15 protein-coding genes and 1 pseudogene are annotated in these 15,149 nt (G+C 64.1%); 12 read left to right on the top strand and 4 right to left on the bottom strand.

The window, feature by feature from the left end; all coding sequences use genetic code 11:
* Nucleotides 1-331: 331 nt before the first annotated feature.
* The 5 genes from SO139_RS11230 (at nt 332) to SO139_RS11210 (ending at nt 4,651) form a co-directional block, all read left to right on the top strand.
* Nucleotides 332-1,030 (top strand): cytochrome c biogenesis CcdA family protein, encoded by a 699-nt coding sequence (locus tag SO139_RS11230; protein WP_449377784.1) that lies wholly within the window; start codon nt 332-334, stop codon nt 1,028-1,030.
* A gap of 31 nt (nt 1,031-1,061) precedes the next feature.
* On the top strand, nt 1,062-1,625 hold the full coding sequence (locus tag SO139_RS11225; RefSeq protein ID WP_449377785.1) for a thioredoxin family protein: 564 nt from the start codon (nt 1,062-1,064) through the stop codon (nt 1,623-1,625).
* Between the two features lie 102 nt (nt 1,626-1,727).
* The gene (locus SO139_RS11220) at nt 1,728-2,714 is read left to right on the top strand and encodes a hypothetical protein (protein WP_449377786.1); all 987 of its coding nucleotides are present in this window, start codon (nt 1,728-1,730) and stop codon (nt 2,712-2,714) included.
* A 196-nt stretch (nt 2,715-2,910) separates the two neighbouring features.
* Complete coding sequence (locus tag SO139_RS11215; RefSeq protein WP_449377787.1) at nt 2,911-3,504, top strand: L,D-transpeptidase; 594 nt, start codon at nt 2,911-2,913, stop codon at nt 3,502-3,504.
* A gap of 109 nt (nt 3,505-3,613) precedes the next feature.
* Nucleotides 3,614-4,651, top strand: a complete 1,038-nt coding sequence (locus tag SO139_RS11210) for an amino acid ABC transporter substrate-binding protein (RefSeq protein ID WP_449377788.1) — start codon at nt 3,614-3,616, stop codon at nt 4,649-4,651.
* A 439-nt stretch (nt 4,652-5,090) separates the two neighbouring features.
* Here the strand turns inward: SO139_RS11210 and SO139_RS11205 are convergent, their stop codons facing one another.
* Both SO139_RS11205 and SO139_RS11200 read right to left on the bottom strand, forming a co-directional pair.
* Nucleotides 5,091-6,230: an acyl-CoA dehydrogenase family protein gene (locus SO139_RS11205; RefSeq protein WP_449377789.1), complete on the bottom strand. Its 1,140-nt coding sequence runs from the start codon at nt 6,228-6,230 to the stop codon at nt 5,091-5,093.
* 139 nt (nt 6,231-6,369) lie between these two features.
* Nucleotides 6,370-7,584, bottom strand: a complete 1,215-nt coding sequence (locus tag SO139_RS11200; protein WP_449377790.1) for an acyl-CoA dehydrogenase family protein — start codon at nt 7,582-7,584, stop codon at nt 6,370-6,372.
* 158 nt (nt 7,585-7,742) lie between these two features.
* Between SO139_RS11200 and SO139_RS11195 the strand changes: the two genes are divergently transcribed.
* The gene (locus tag SO139_RS11195; RefSeq protein ID WP_449377791.1) at nt 7,743-8,288 is read left to right on the top strand and encodes a carboxymuconolactone decarboxylase family protein; all 546 of its coding nucleotides are present in this window, start codon (nt 7,743-7,745) and stop codon (nt 8,286-8,288) included.
* 90 nt (nt 8,289-8,378) lie between these two features.
* Complete coding sequence (locus SO139_RS11190; RefSeq protein WP_449377792.1) at nt 8,379-8,873, top strand: VOC family protein; 495 nt, start codon at nt 8,379-8,381, stop codon at nt 8,871-8,873.
* 137 nt (nt 8,874-9,010) lie between these two features.
* Here SO139_RS11190 and SO139_RS11185 read toward each other — a convergent pair whose 3' ends face one another.
* Entirely contained in the window at nt 9,011-10,255 is a 1,245-nt protein-coding gene (locus tag SO139_RS11185; RefSeq protein ID WP_449377793.1) for an MFS transporter, read from the bottom strand.
* 202 nt (nt 10,256-10,457) lie between these two features.
* On the opposite strand from SO139_RS11185, the gene SO139_RS11180 reads away from it, so the two are divergent.
* A complete protein-coding gene (locus SO139_RS11180; RefSeq protein ID WP_449377794.1) occupies nt 10,458-12,527 on the top strand; it encodes a prolyl oligopeptidase family serine peptidase in 2,070 nt (689 codons plus the stop codon).
* A 280-nt stretch (nt 12,528-12,807) separates the two neighbouring features.
* Here the strand turns inward: SO139_RS11180 and SO139_RS11175 are convergent, their stop codons facing one another.
* Nucleotides 12,808-13,494, bottom strand: a complete 687-nt coding sequence (locus SO139_RS11175; RefSeq protein WP_498540064.1) for a DUF938 domain-containing protein — start codon at nt 13,492-13,494, stop codon at nt 12,808-12,810.
* Nucleotides 13,495-13,732: 238 nt separating this feature from the next.
* Between SO139_RS11175 and soxX the strand changes: the two genes are divergently transcribed.
* From soxX to SO139_RS11155, 4 genes and pseudogenes are all read left to right on the top strand, one after another.
* Nucleotides 13,733-14,089 carry a sulfur oxidation c-type cytochrome SoxX gene (gene soxX, locus SO139_RS11170; protein ID WP_449377796.1) on the top strand — a complete coding sequence of 119 codons (357 nt, stop codon included), beginning with the start codon at nt 13,733-13,735 and terminating at the stop codon, nt 14,087-14,089.
* A 49-nt stretch (nt 14,090-14,138) separates the two neighbouring features.
* Nucleotides 14,139-14,639: a thiosulfate oxidation carrier protein SoxY gene (gene soxY / locus SO139_RS11165; RefSeq protein ID WP_449377797.1), complete on the top strand. Its 501-nt coding sequence runs from the start codon at nt 14,139-14,141 to the stop codon at nt 14,637-14,639.
* 12 nt (nt 14,640-14,651) lie between these two features.
* Nucleotides 14,652-14,963, top strand: a complete 312-nt coding sequence (gene soxZ / locus SO139_RS11160; RefSeq protein ID WP_449377798.1) for a thiosulfate oxidation carrier complex protein SoxZ — start codon at nt 14,652-14,654, stop codon at nt 14,961-14,963.
* Nucleotides 14,963-15,149: pseudogene (locus SO139_RS11155) on the top strand (sulfur oxidation c-type cytochrome SoxA); the annotation flags it as partial. The gene soxZ and the pseudogene SO139_RS11155, both read left to right, overlap by 1 nt.

Raw genomic sequence — 15,149 nt, 5'->3', positions numbered from 1 at the left:
AACCTCCCATACGGTTTTGCTTAAACCTCCCAAGAACCACTAGCGACCCGGACGGTGTGCCCGCCTCCGGGTCGTTTTCTATTTGGGGGTGATCACGAGACACTGGTGCGACGCGCTTGAGTGAGGCGGGCACCAAGTCTCTCATTCCCTCCCCCCTTGCGGGGGAGGGATGCCACGAGCTCCGACCCCGCCTGGGGCTATCCCTCTCCCCAGCCCTCCCCGGAACGCAGCGTAGCAGACGGCCACAGCGGCCCGTCACGAACGCGTGACGCTCTGTAACGACGTGCGGCTTCATCCCGAATAGCCTCGTGACCCATCCACGAGTGCCCTGATGCTCGACCTGATCTTTGCTGTCCTTGCCGGCGTCCTCACCATCGCCGCGCCCTGCACGCTGCCGGTGCTGCCGATCCTGCTCGGCGCATCCATCGGCCGCGCCGGATACTTGCGGCCCGCAATGATTGCACTGGGTTTCGTCATTTCGTTTTCCGCGACCGCATTGCTGCTCGGCGCGATCACGCGCTTGTTCGATTTCGACCCGAACGTACTGCGTTCGACGGCCGCCGTTCTCCTGCTCGGCTTCGGCCTGTTGATGCTGTGGCCGGCACCGTTCGAGTGGCTGTCGATCCGGCTGAATGGCTGGCTTGATTTGGGCGCCTCGCAGAACGCGCAGCGCGAAGGCGCGCTTGGCGGGCTGCTGCTCGGCACCACGCTCGGCCTGGTCTGGACCCCTTGCGCGGGTCCCGTGCTCGGCTCGATCCTCACGCTGGTTGCGACCTCGAAGAACCTGGCCTGGGCCGGCACGCTTCTGATCGCCTACGCGGTCGGCGTAGCGCTGCCGATGCTCGCGATTGCCTATGGCGGACAGGCCGTCACCACGCGCGTAGCCAGCGTCGCGCGCATCTCGCCGCGCCTGCAGCAGGCATTTGGCGTCGTCGTGATCGCCTTCGCGCTCGCCGCCTACTTCCAATACGACACGCTGATCGTGGCGTGGCTCACCGGATTCTATCCCACCGGCCAGATCGGCCTGTGACCATCCCTCATCTTCACCGGAGGACGTTTTCATGACTCTCAAACTGCTCGCCGTCTCCGCCGCATTGATCGGCTTCGCTGTGACCGGCGCCGTCATTCCCGGCATCTGCGACGAGGCCGCGCCCGCGGCGCAGATCAAGGTCGCAGCCGCCAGCCAGAACACCGCACCGGACTTCACCGGCATCAGCAACTGGTTCAACTCGAAGCCGCTGAGCCTCGCCGATCTCCGCGGCAAGGTCGTGCTGGTGGATTTCTGGACCTATGGCTGCGTCAACTGCGTCAACACGCTGCCGCATGTCACCGAGCTTTACGCCAAATACAGGGACAAGGGCCTGGTCGTGGTCGGCGTGCACACGCCGGAATTCCCGTTCGAGCGCTCGGCCTCAAACGTGCAGGCCGCCCTGAAGCGCCATGGCATCACCTATCCGGTGGCGCAGGACAACGATTCCCGGACCTGGAATGCCTACCGCAACCAGTATTGGCCGGCGCAATACGTCATCGACCAGTCCGGCAAGATCGTCTTCCAGCACGAAGGCGAAGGCAGTTATGACGCAATCGACCGCACGGTCGCGCGCCTGCTCAATGCCAATAGCTGAGCCTGCGCGGGCATCACTAGTCTGGTTTCGGATGCCGCCGTTGTTGCTTGACTCCACGGATGCGTCCGTGGAGTTTCGCGTTGACGGAATCGACCGCCCGAAATGGACGACGCGACCACCAGCGACGACATCCGCCTTCGTGAAGGCTCCTCAATTGCGCAGCGGCTGGTCGTGGCCGGCTTTGCGGCAATCGTTTCGCTTTGCTTCACGCCAGGGCTGTTCGCGCACGATATCCTGGAACTGATCATCTCCGTGGTTGCGCTGCTCCTCGGAGCGGCGTTCATCGGCGGCGTCATGCTTGCACCGGCAGTGGTGTGGATCATCACGCCGAATGAAATCCTGATCGGTCAGCAGCGTCCGTTCGGACGGCTCCGCACCAGGATCGTCACGAAAGATGAAATCTCGCAACTGCAGGTGCAGGGACAGGTCCAGGGACGGAAGGCTTCCACGACGCGCTTCCATCTGGCCTTCACGCTTAAGTCGGGGGAGCGCCTGACGTCCCCGCCCCTCTCCGACGTCACGCATGTCCGTGACACCGTCGCCCGGATCGCCGAACAATTCGGCGTTCCCAATGTCGAGGCGCCGGTCAATCCGCTCGATGCCGCCAATCCCGAGATGCATCTCGGCGAGCCTGTCGAGCCGTTCTCCAGCAGGGATATCAGGATCGTCGCACTGATTGTCGTCGGACTGTCCGCCGTTCCCTACGCCTACAAGCTCTGGCGTGGCCTGCCGCCCGGCCTGATCGACATCATGCTCCTGCCGATCGGCGCGATCGCCGCATTCGCCGTTCACAGATATGCCAATCTCGTGACCGGCGCCTTCTGGATCATCCGGCAAAGCGATATTCGCGTTGAACGCTTGTCGGGCGATGGCAGCCTGCGCGCAGACCATATCGAAGGCCGCGACGTCGAGGCGATCACGGTCGAGCGCCGCGGCCGATCCGAGGACGAGCACTGCATCGTCGTGATCAGATTGCGGTCCGGACAAAGATTTCGCAGCCCCCGCATCGGCTCGCGGCAAGAGGCGCGCGCCGTGGGCACTGAGATCGTCCGGCGGCTCGGGATCGGGCCTGAGAACAACCGGATCTAGCAGGCCTCGCCCCACGGGGATGTGGCAAGCACGGCTTTTCGCGCCATGCCCCTTGGTTTGTGGCATTGATACATGTCAAAAAACCAAAGCATCCTAATGACATACCAGTCGGGCGCGCCATTAACTTGCCATGAAGCTGCCCCTGAGTTTTGATGCGTCCGATTGATTTACGCTGTGGCAGCGGGGAGAGCTTGAAATGAAGGATTTTCGTCGTCTGACCGGGATGTTCATCGCCACGCTCGGCCTGATCCTCTCCACCTCCTACGCCTCCGCCCAGCAGCCCGACCGCGGCGATGAGCCGGGCCTGATCGCGGACGACAGCTACGAGCTCGACCCGGAATGGCAGAAGCAGGTCGTGTATTACCGCACGACCGAAGCGCCGGGCACCATCATCATCTCGACCTCGGAGCGTCACCTCTATCTGGTGCAGCCCGGCGGGCGCGCGATCCGCTACGGCATCGGCGTCGGCCGCGATGGCTTCCAGTGGCAGGGGCTGGTGAACATCACCAACAAGAAGGAGTGGCCGGACTGGACGCCGCCTCCCGAGATGATCCAGCGCCAGCCCTATCTGCCGCGCTTCATGGCCGGCGGCCCCGGCAATCCGTTGGGGGCCCGAGCCATGTATCTCGGCACCACCGTCTACCGCATCCATGGCACCAACCGTCCTGATACGATCGGCACCAAGGTGTCGTCGGGCTGCTTCCGTCTCGTCAACAATGACGTCGCCGATCTCTACGATCGCGTCCCGGTCGGGACCAAGGTGGTGATCCGGCAGAAGCCCGAACTCTAGGGGTTATCGTTGAGCATGATCTTTTTGGAAAACCGCTTCGCACTCTTCCGGATCATGCTGTCCCCCTTCGTCCAAACTCCTTTTCCCGATTTTTCGAGAGAGACAAATCATGCGCAGTTTTCGAGGCGGCCTGCTGATCGGGCTCGCGGTCGCCGTCCTGGTCGGTGCTTTGGCCGTTGTCTACGAGATGTACGACACCCGCACGTTGAAGCGCACGGTCCGGCGCGGCGAGGTCTTCTGTGGCGTCAACAAGGGTCTGCCGGGCTTCTCGATTCCCGACGACAAGGGCAACTGGACCGGTTTCGACGTCGATTTCTGTCGCGCGGTTGCGGCCGCCATCTTCAACGATCCGAGCAAGGCCAAGTTCATTCCGCTCGACGCCAGCGAGCGCTTCAAGGAGTTGCAGAGCCGAAAAGTCGACATCCTCTCGCGCAACTCGACCTGGAGCATGGCGCGTGAGCTCGACTACGACCTCTATTTCCCGGCGGTCGCCTATTACGACGGCGAAGGATTCATGCTGCCGCGCTCGCGCAACAAGGAGACTGCGCTGGATCTCGACGGCAGCAAGGTCTGCGTGCAGTCGGGTACCACGACGCTGCTCAACCTCGCCGACTACTTCCGCGCCAACAACATGAAATATGAAGAGGTGAAGTTCGACAAGCTCGAGGACGTGGTCAAGGCCTACGACAGCGGCAAGTGCGACACGCTGACCGCCGACGTCTCTCAGCTCTACGCGCTGCGGCTCAACCTGTCCAAGCCCGGCGATCACCTGATCCTGCCGGACATGATCTCCAAGGAGCCGCTCGCACCCGTCGTGCGCCAGCGCGACGACGACTGGATGATGATCGTGAAGTGGACGCTCTACGCCATGATCAACGCCGAGGAATTAGGGGTCACCTCGGAGAACATCGACGAAGCGCTGAAGTCGAAGAAGCCCGAGGTGATGCGCCTGGTCGGCACCGAAGGCAATTACGGCGAGCAGCTCGGCCTGACCAAGGACTGGGCCGTGCGCATCATCCGCCACGTCGGCAATTACGGCGAGATGTACGAGCGCAATATCGGCGAGAAATCCAAGCTGAAGATCCCGCGCGGCATGAACCAGCTCTGGAACGCGGGCGGTGTGCAGTACGCGCCGCCGATGCGGTGAGAGGTCTCTGTGCCGTCATTGCGAGCCACCGGGTCCGCGCGAAGCGCGGCCCGATGACAGGCTCCGCGAAGCAATCCAGAGTCTTTCCACGGTGACAGGCTGGATTGCTTCGTCGCTTCGCTCCTCGCAATGACGAGCTTGAGGCGCGCACCCACCACAAGCACAAGTGTCATCGCCCGCCCAGTGCGCAATTGCGCACTGGGGCGGGCGATCCAGTATTCCAGAGGCGTCAGACGTATGCGGAGAAGCCGCGGCGTACTGGATCGCCCGGTCAAGCCGGGCGATGACGCCTACCTTCGTTCAACGCAAGTGCCGCTCTCTCCCCTCATCCTGAGGAGCGCGGAACGCGCGTCTCGAAGGATGAAGGCCGAGACGCGAGAGCCGGGCTCTCATGGTTCGAGATGGCGCTTCGCGCCTCCTCACCATGAGGGGATAGAGCTCAATACCCTCGTGCCCGTGCCAGCTGCTCGGCATGGTAGTTCGCGTCGCCGAACAATTCCTCGCAGACCCGGGCGCGCTTCATGAAGAAGCCGATGTCGAACTGGTCGGTCATGCCCATGCCGCCATGCATCTGCACGCCTTCCTGCACCGCGCGCGTCGCGGTGGTGCCGGCGCGCGCCTTGGCGACCGCGACGGCTGAGGCCGCCTTGGCGACGTCGGCATCGAGCGCCTGCATCGCCTTCATGACGGCGGCGCGGGTGACCTCGATGTCGACATAGAGCTCGGCTGCGCGGTGCTGCAGCGCCTGGAATTCGCCGATCAGCTTGCCGAACTGCTTGCGCTGCTTCAGATACTCGACGGTGCGGCCGAACACCTCTTCGCTCAGGCCCACCATTTCCGAGGCGACCGCGCCGCGGCCGATATCGAGCACGCCGTCGAGCAGGCCGGCGCCCTGATCGACCTCGCCGAGCACGCTGTCGGCATTGACCTCGACATTGTTGAACTCGATGCGCGCCGCATTATGCGCGTCGACCATGATGGTGCGCTCGACGGCGACACCCTTCGCCGCAGGGTTGACCAGGAACAGCGTCACCCCCTCGCGCTCGCCGGCGGACCCCGCCGTGCGCGCCGCGACGATCAGGAGGTCGGCGACATGGCCGTCGACGACCAGCGCCTTGGCGCCGGAGAGCTTGAAACCGTTGCCGGCGCGGACGGCTTGCAGATTGGTCTGGAGCGGCCGGTGCTTGGCGCCCTCGTCGATCGCGAGGCTGGCGAGCAGCGAGCCGTTCGAAATCTTCGGCAAATAGTCCGATTTCTGTACGGGATTGCCGCCCCGCGTGAGCGCGGACGCGGCGACCACGCTGGTGGCGAGGAACGGCGACGGCATCAGCGTGCGACCAATCTCCTCCATGACGATCCCGGCTTCGACGCAGCCGAGCCCGCTGCCGCCGAACTCTTCCGGCACGAGGAGGCCGGAAAAGCCCATCTCGGCGAAGGAGTGCCAGAGCTCCTTGGAGAAGCCGGTCGGATCCTTGCTATCGCGCAAGTGCCGCAAATGCGACACCGGCGCCTTGTCGCTGATCAGCCCGCGCGCGGAGTCGCGGAGCATCGATTGTTCTTCGGTGAGGACGAGGGCCATGGTGGGCTCCAACAAAGTGCTGTTCGACTGGATTCGGTGTTGATCGTCATGGTGAGGAGGCGCGTCAGCGCCGTCTCGAACCATGAGGCCGTCCTTCGAGACGCGGCCTTGCGGCCGCTCCTCAGGACGAGGACTTCTCTTAAGCCCCCGGCAGATCGAGGATGCGTTTTGCGACGATGCCGAGCATCACCTCGGACGTACCGCCCTCGATCGAATTGGCCTTGGTGCGCAGCCAGGCCCGCGGACGGGCGCCCTGCTTTGAACGCTCGCTCTCCCATTCCAGCGCGTCGACGCCCCCGGCCGACATCAGGATCTCGTAGCGGCGCTTGTTGAGCTCGGTACCGTAATATTTCATCGCGGAGGAGAACGCCGGATGCGCCTGCCCGGCCTTGGCGAGGTCGACCGCACGCTCCGCGCAGGCTGCAAGCGCCGCTTCATCGACATCGAAGCTCGCGATCTGGCCGCGCAGCATCGCATCGCCGAGCCGCCCCAGCGCATCGGAGCCGACGGAATCGGCTGCGATCTGGCCAAGCGGACGGCCGACGCCGCGCTCGCCCATGCCCGAGATCATCGCACGCTCGTGCTGGAGCAGATATTTTGCGACGTCCCAGCCGCGGTTGACGCTGCCGACGACGTGCGATTTCGGCACGCGGACATTGTCGAAGAAGGTCTCGCAGAACGGCGAATAGCCGGAGATCAAGAGAATCGGCTTGGTCGAGACGCCCTTCGAGGTCATGTCGAACAGGATGAAGCTGATGCCGTCATGCTTCTTCGCCGCTGGATCGGTACGCACCAGGCAAAAGATCCAGTCGGCGTAGTTCGCATAGGACGTCCAGATCTTCTGGCCGGTGATGACGAAATCGTCGCCGTCGCTCTCCGCGCGGGTCTGCAGCGAAGCGAGATCGGAGCCGGCATTGGGCTCGGAGTAACCCTGGCACCAGCGGATCAGGCCCGCCGCGATCTTCGGCAGATGCTCCTTCTTCTGCGCCTCGGTGCCGTATTTCAGCAGCGCCGGGCCGAGCATCCAGATGCCGAAGCTCGACAGCGGCGGCCGCGCGCCGATCTTTGCCATCTCGCTTCGCAGCACCTTGTGCTCGGCAGCGCTTAAGCCCCCGCCGCCATATTCCTTCGGCCAGTCCGGCACGGTCCAGCCCTTGTCGCGCATGCGCTCGAACCAGACGCGCTGCGGCTCGGACGAGAACTTCGCGTTGCGCCCGCCCCAGAACACGTCGGCATCCGACGTTGCGGGCTTGCGTATCTCCGGCGGGCAGTTGGCTTCCAGCCAGGCGCGGGTCTCGTTGCGGAATGTTTCGAGCTCGATTGATTCAGCATCCGGCGCTTTAGAGTCAGTCATGGGTCGTTTCCGTCCATCAAGGTCAGCTTGTTGCTGATGACTCTGGGCCATCGCACCGCGGAATTCAACCTATTCCGCGTGCGACGGCTACTCACCTTATTCGTCATCGGGCTATACTCGCCGTCACGGCGAAGCTTGAAAAGACAGGAAAAACGACGATGCGCCTAAAACTACTTTCGCCTGGCGAAATGAGCGACGACCAGCGGCAGACCTATGACGAGTCGATTGCCGGAAAACGCGGCAAGCCGCCGGCGCCGATGATGGCCTGGCTCAACAGCCCCGAGATGGCGCGCCACGCGACGCGGCTCGGCGAGGTCATGCGCTTCAACACCGTCTTTCCCGCAAAGCTCTCGGAGATTGCGATTCTCGTGACGGCGCGGCACTGGACCGCGCATTACGAATGGTATGCGCACAAGCGCCTGGCGCTTCAGGGCGGGATGAAGATAGAGATTATCGACGCGATCCGCGACCGCCGCACGCCGGAGTTCGACGATCCGAAGGGCAAGATGATCTACGACGTCGCGAAGTCGCTGCACGAGGCTCATGGGCTGGCGAAGGGCCTCTATGACGAGGCGGTCGCGCTGCTTGGCGAGCGCGGGCTCGTCGAGGTGATCGGCCTGTGCGGCTACTACACGCTGGTGTCGATGACGCTGAACAGTTTCGAGTTCGAGCTGCCTGAGGGCGAGGTGTCCGAGCTGAGCTAATTGCCAATCCGGAAACGCTGGGTTTCTGGATAGGCCAGTTCCACTGTCTCGCAGCAACCCCTATGTGGAGCGGAGAAACGGAGCAGCAGCATGTCGCAAAATCCAGCAGTCAATCCCGGGACCCGGATCGGCCATGTTCACCTGAAGGTCGCCGATCTCGACCGCGCGCTCGGCTTTTATTGCGGCGTGCTCGGCTTTGAGCTGATGCAGCGCATGGGCTCCGGCGCGGCCTTCATCTCGGCCGGAGGCTATCACCACCACATTGGCCTCAACACCTGGGAGAGCAAGGGCGGCTCGCCGCCGCCGCCTGGCACGACTGGACTCTATCACACCGCGATCCTCTATCCGACGCGGCCGGCGCTGGCCGATGCGCTGCATCGCGTGCTCTCGGCCGGCATTACGCTGGATGGTGCGAGCGACCACGGCGTGTCCCAGGCGCTGTATTTGCGCGATCCCGACGAGAATGGCGTCGAGCTCTATTGGGACCGGCCGAAGGAGCAATGGCCGCTTACCCCGGATGGCAAGCTCGCGATGTTCACGCGTCGGCTGGATCTGGAGGATTTACTGAAGCAGCGCGAGGTGTGACTTCGTAGGGTGGGCAAAGCGAAGCGTGCCCACCAATTCTTGTTACGCAGCGGAGAGCCAAGTGGCGGGCACGGCGCTTTGCGCCTTTGCCCACGCTACGATTCTGAGGCTGCGGGAAGAACTCAACAGCAGCCACCTCAAATCGCATCCGGAAACTCGCCCATGGCAGCTTCCAGCCGCGCCTTGCGGCGGCGCGCCCAGGACGCGAACGACAGCACGGCGAGGCCGAGCAGCACCGGCGGGAACACCACCATGTTCACCGCCGACCAGCCGTAATTCGCGAGCAACTGGCCCGATGAGAACGAGCCGATCGCCATCATGCCGAACACCAGGAAATCGTTGAACGCCTGCACCTTGTTGCGCTCGTTCGGGCGATGCGTTTCCAGCACCAGCGCGGAAGCGCCGATGAAGGCGAAATTCCAGCCCACGCCGAGCACAATCAGTGTGGCCCAGAAATGCATCGCGGTGATGCCGGAGAGGCCGATCGCCGCGGCGCCCGCCTCCAGCAAGAGACCGGCGGCGACGATTTTCGGCGCGCCGAAGCGCGCGATCAGGGCGCCCGTGAAGAAGCTCGGGCCGTACATGGCGACGATGTGCCATTGAATGCCGAAATTGGAATCACTGACGCTGAGGCCGCAGAGCTTCATGGCGAGCGGCGCCGAGGTCATCACCAGATTCATCATGGGATAGGCGATGACGCCGCACAGCGCCGCCGCGATGAAGCGCGGCTGCCGCACGATGCGCAGCAGCGGCCGCCCACCATGCAGATCGGCCGCCGCCGGCTTCGGCATGTCGACGCCGGCAACGATGCCCATCGCGATCAGCGCCACCGCCGCCTGCACCACGAAGCTGAAGGCGAACAGATAGGGCGGCCAGACGTCCATGGTCCACTGCACGAGCTGCGGACCGAGCACGCCGGCGAACACGCCGCCCGCCATCACCCATGACACCGCCTTGGGCCGGTACGCCGCGCTGGCGCCGTCGGCGGCGGCGAAGCGGTAGGATTGCGCGACCGAGCCGTAGAGGCCACCGAGAAACGTCGCGACGCAAAACAGCGCGAACGAACCATTGAGGATCGCGAACGAGCCGACGAGGCCGGTGAGCGTGCCGCAAGCCGTACCGATGATGAAGGCCATGCGGCGGCCGAAGCGCCGCGAGATCGCGCCGGTCGGCAGCGTGCCTGCGGCAAGGCCGAGGACATACATCGACAGCGGCACGGTCGCCAGCGACATGTCAGGCGCCAGCGTCGCGCCGACGATCGAGCCGGTAGCGAAGATCACGGCCGAATTGGCGCCGGTCAGCGCCTGCGCCGCCGCAAGGCGCACCACATTGGCGCGTACGCGGTCATTGGCAATCTCGTCGGCTAAAGTCACGTCTGACATCGGCATTCCCACCCGGCGGCGCTTGTTGATTCCCGGCACTATGAAGGGGCGCGGCAGGACGAACAACCGGCGCAAACGGGCGCGGGCCATGCCGGGGGTGCAATTGGACAGCACCTAGCAGGCCGCGCTATCAAAGCCTTGCGCTCGATCAAGTCAGCCTTTGCAAATTCGCCTTTGCAAGTTCGCTTTCGGAGTTCGGATCATGCCCGTTGACGACAGGCCCACGCCGTCCGCGCCTGACGACGATCCCTATCTCTGGCTGGAAGACATCGAAGGCGATCGGGCGCTCGATTTCGTCGAGCGGCAGAATCGCCTGACGCTGGAGACATTCGGCGGCCCGGCGTTCAAGCGCGACAGCGATCTTCTGGCTGGCATCTACGACCGGCCGGACAATATTCCCTATGTCGGCCGGCGCGGCGACCATCTCTACAATCTCTGGAAGGATGCAACCAATCCGCGCGGCCTGTGGCGGCGCACCACGCTCGCGGAATTTCGCAAACCCTCGCCGGCCTGGGAGACCTTGCTCGACATCGACCAGCTCGCCGCCAGCGAGGGCGAGGACTGGCTTCTGAACTGGATCACGTCGAGCCCAGGACATCAGCGGGTCATCCTGAACCTGTCGCGCGGCGGCAGCGACGCCGTCACCATGCGCGAGTTCGACATCGCGACGAGGAGCTTTGTCGACGATGGTTTTGTGCTGCCGGAAGCAAAGGGCAGCGTCGACTGGCTCGATGCCGATACGCTGCTGCTCTCCAGCGCCTATGGCGCGGACATGGCGACGACGTCGGGCTATGCCAGAACGATCCGCCTGTGGCAGCGCGGCCAACAGGTCGAGCAGGCGCAGGTGATCTTCGAGACCACCGCCGACCGCATGCGGGTCTATTGCGGCGTCGACGACACCGGACCGGCGCCGCGCGCCTGGATCGTCGATCAGGTCGACTTCTTCAATCTCGCGATCTGGCTCCGCGACACGGGCGGCGCGCTCACAAAACTCGACCTGCCGACCGGTGTGTGGATGCAGGCGCACGGCGACTGGTTCGCCATGAAGCTGCGGCGGCCATGGATCGTTGCAGGGCGAGAGTACGCGGCGGACAGCGTGCTCGGCATCTCGCTCTCGGCCTTTCTCGCCGGCAACCGCGATTTCACCGTCCTGTTCGTGCCCGGCCCGCGGCGTGCGTTGCAAGGACTGTTCTGGACTGCCGGCAAGCTGGTGCTTCCGATCCTCGACGAGTTGCGGCCGGTCCATGAGATCTGCACGCCCTCGCCCGGCGGCTGGAGTCGCGAGACGCTGCGCGGGCTTCCCGAGATCGGCGTCGTCGACGTCTGGCGCCTCGACCACCATGAGTTCGGAAGCAATGGCGACCTGCTCGCCAACGTCCAGGATCCGCTGACGCCGCCGTCGCTGCTGCTGCTCGAGCGCGGCGTTGCCAGCCCGACCGTGCTCAAGCAGGCGCCGAAGACCTTCACTGCCGACGGTCTCGTGGTCACGCAGCACGAGGCCATCTCCATCGACGGCGAGCGCATCCCCTATGTGCAGACCGGCCCCGCTGGTGAGACCGGCGCGGCGCCGGTCTATATGAGCGCCTATGGCGGCTTCGCTCACTCGGTGAAGCCGTACTACAATCCGGCGCTCGGCAGGCTGTGGCTGGAGCGCGGCGGCACCACGGTGCAGGCGAATTTGCGCGGCGGCGGCGAGTTCGGCACGCGCTGGCACGATGCCGGACGGCTGGCGGGCAAGCGGCTGTCGCATGATGATTTCGCGGCGGTCGCAGCCGATCTCGTGCGGCGTGGCGTGACGCAAGCCAAGCGCATCGCGGCGCAGGGCGGCTCGAACGGCGGCATCCTCATCACCAACATGCTGACACGGTACCCTGAGCGTTTCGGCGCGCTGTTCTGCACGATCCCGCTGATCGACATGCGCCGCTACACAAAGCTGCTCGCGGGCGCGAGCTGGATCGCGGAATATGGCGACCCTGATAAACCCGAGGATTGGGACTGGCTGAAGACCTATTCGGCCTATCATGCCGCAAAGCCCGGCCAGCCCTATCCGCCGATTCTGATCGCCACGACGCGGCGGGACGATCGTGTTCATCCCGGACACGCGCGCAAGATGGCGGCAAAGCTCCAGGCGATGGGATATGAGGCCTGGTTCTACGAGCCGGCCGCAGGCGGCCATGGCTACGGCAAGGACAACAAGGAGCGCGCCGGCTTCCAGGTGCTCGGCTTTGAATTCCTGAAGAGCAGGATCGGCTGGCGCGACGGCGAGGCGTGACGCTGTTGCGGCTTAACCAGAACGGCCGATTGATTACATCAGCGCGAGCCAAGGGCTCTCTTCACCTCTCCCGCTTGCGGGAGAGGTCGGCATAGGCCGCCTTGGGCGGCCGTTCTTAGGAGACGCCGATGCGCTGCATCGGCTACGACGCCGGGTGAGGGCTCTCTCCTCTTGGGGGTTCTCGATTGTGGAAGCACCCTCTCCCCAACCCTCCCCCGCAAGCGGGGGAGGGGGCACATCTCCTTCGCGGCGTGTGGCCCAGACCTTAGTCGACAGCGCCTCAGGCTTTCGCGAACACCAGGGTGAGATTGTTGGCGGGCATGTCGATGAGATCGACGAGGCGGAGGCCGGCGTGCTGCGCGAGCTTCTCGACGTCGCCGACGTCGCACACGCCCCATTCCGCGTTGCCTTCACGCAAGGAGGTGTCGAACACCGCGTTGCTGAGCGCGGTGTGCTTGCCGCCGCGCTTGAAGGGACCGTAGAGGAACAGCGTTCCGCCGGGCTGCAGATAGCGGCCGGCGCCGGCAAACAGCCCCTCGGCGACGTTCCACGGTGCGATGTGGATGACGTTGGCGCAGAACACCGCCGCGAGATCCTTCGGACCTTCTTTGGGCCCCTCGCCGCTCTTCATCTCCGGGCACCAGTCCGGATCGGACAGATCGACCCGCAGCGGCGGACGGATGTTTGGCAGGCCGGAATGGACGCGCCAGGCCTCGATGCTTTTCAGATGCCGCTGATTGAGGTCGCTCGGCCACCAGACGAGATCGGGCGCATGGCGAGCGAAGTGGACCACGTGCTGGCCGGTTCCACTGCCGACCTCGACCACATCGCCGCGGCGGCCAGCAAGATGCTTTTCCAGCGCTGCCCAGATCGGCTCGTGATTGCGATGGAACGCCGGCGCATCGAGCCGTCCATCGGGCTCGACCCGTCCGCCGTCCTTGCCAAATTCGACGACATATTCAGCCAATTGAGGCTCCCCGGAAAAACGATAACGAAATAAAAATGCCACCGGACGCCGAAACGCCCCAAAAACATTGGCCTGTCAGAGCCGAAACTGCCGAACAGATAGTCTCTTCGGTTGCAACGCGAAAGATATTAACTCCAATTTGCGGCCTGCATAGTCGCGATTGTCAGGCGAGGTCCTTTGTGCTTTGAGCACTATATTTCGACACGAGATCATCGACCTAACGCCTCGGACCGACGCCTTGACCGCCTTTCCCCGGAAGCCCGCTCTGGTCTTCATTCTGGCCGCCCTCGCCGCGGTCGTCGCAGGGCCCGCGCGCGCCCAATCCGCCGCCAGCGAGGGACAAAAGCTCGCCTTCGACCGCGGCAAGGGCAATTGCCTGACCTGCCACGTGATCAGGGGCGGCGACCTGCCCGGCACGATCGGGCCCGAGCTGAAGGACATCAAGACAAAATACCCCGATCGCAACGAGCTCTTCGCGATCCTGTTCGACGAGGCCAAGCGCAATCCGCAGACCATGATGCCGCCGTTCGGACGGAACCGGATTTTGACCGAACAGGAGATCAACGCGATCGTTGATTTCCTCCAGACTCTGTAGCGGCGCCGATACCCAAGGGATCGCTGAGGCGATCGACCAGGAGACTGAGATGAGTGCAACGACCGGCCTTCTCGCGACGCGGCGCCTGATCCTGCAGGGCGCGGCCTCCGTTGCGCTGATCGGCCTCGGCAATCTGGGCAATCTGCCGTTCGCGAGCTCGCCGGCGCGCGCCGCGGCCAACGACAAATATCCGGAAGAAGCATTCAAGCAGAAGAGCGAGGCCGACGCGATCAAGGCGCTCTACGGCAGGACCGCCGAGCCGTCCGACAAGATCAAGCTGGATGCGCCCGAGATCGCCGAGAACGGCGGCGTGGTGCCGATCTCGGTGACGACGACGCTCGACAAGGTGACCTCGATCTCGTTCCTCGTCGCGGAGAACCCGAACGCGCTGGCCGCAAGCTACAAGATTCCGGACGGCACGGTCCCGAGCGTCGCCAACCGTTTGAAGATGGCAAAGACCACCAACGTGGTCGCGATCGTCGAGGCCGACGGCAAGCTCTTCAGCGCGACCAAAGAGGTCAAGGTCACCGTCGGCGGCTGCGGCGGCTAGGAGACAAGTTCGATGGCATCCACCATTCGCGTACGCGCCACCGCCAACGGCGACATCACCGAGGTGCAGGCGCTGATCCAGCACCCCATGGATTCCGGCTTCGTCAAGGATTCGAAGGGCGAGCTGATCCCGGCGCACTTCATCCAGGAACTGAAATTCGCGCACGACGGCAAGGACGTGTTCGTCGCCGATTGGGGGCCTGCGGTCTCCAAGGATCCCTACGTCAAGTTCAGCTTCAAGGGGGCTAAGAAGGGCGACGACCTCAAGATCAGCTGGGTCGACAACAAGGGTGCGTCGGATACGACCACCGCGAAGATCTCGTGATGAAGACGCGTTCCGCAATCTGGCTCGGCTCCGCGATCGTCGCGCTCACAGCGCTCGGCTTCACCGCACAGCGCGTGATCGCCGCTGACAAAATCGATCCGGCCACCGATGCCAAGGCGTTCCAGAACTTCTTCTTCCAGAAATTTCCGAACGTGAAGCACGAGGATTTCGTCAACGGTCCTTATT

The organism is Bradyrhizobium sp. UFLA05-89, assembly GCF_059803475.1.
Note: the sequence above shows the minus strand (reverse complement) of the source record. Positions and strands in the feature narration are given on the sequence as shown.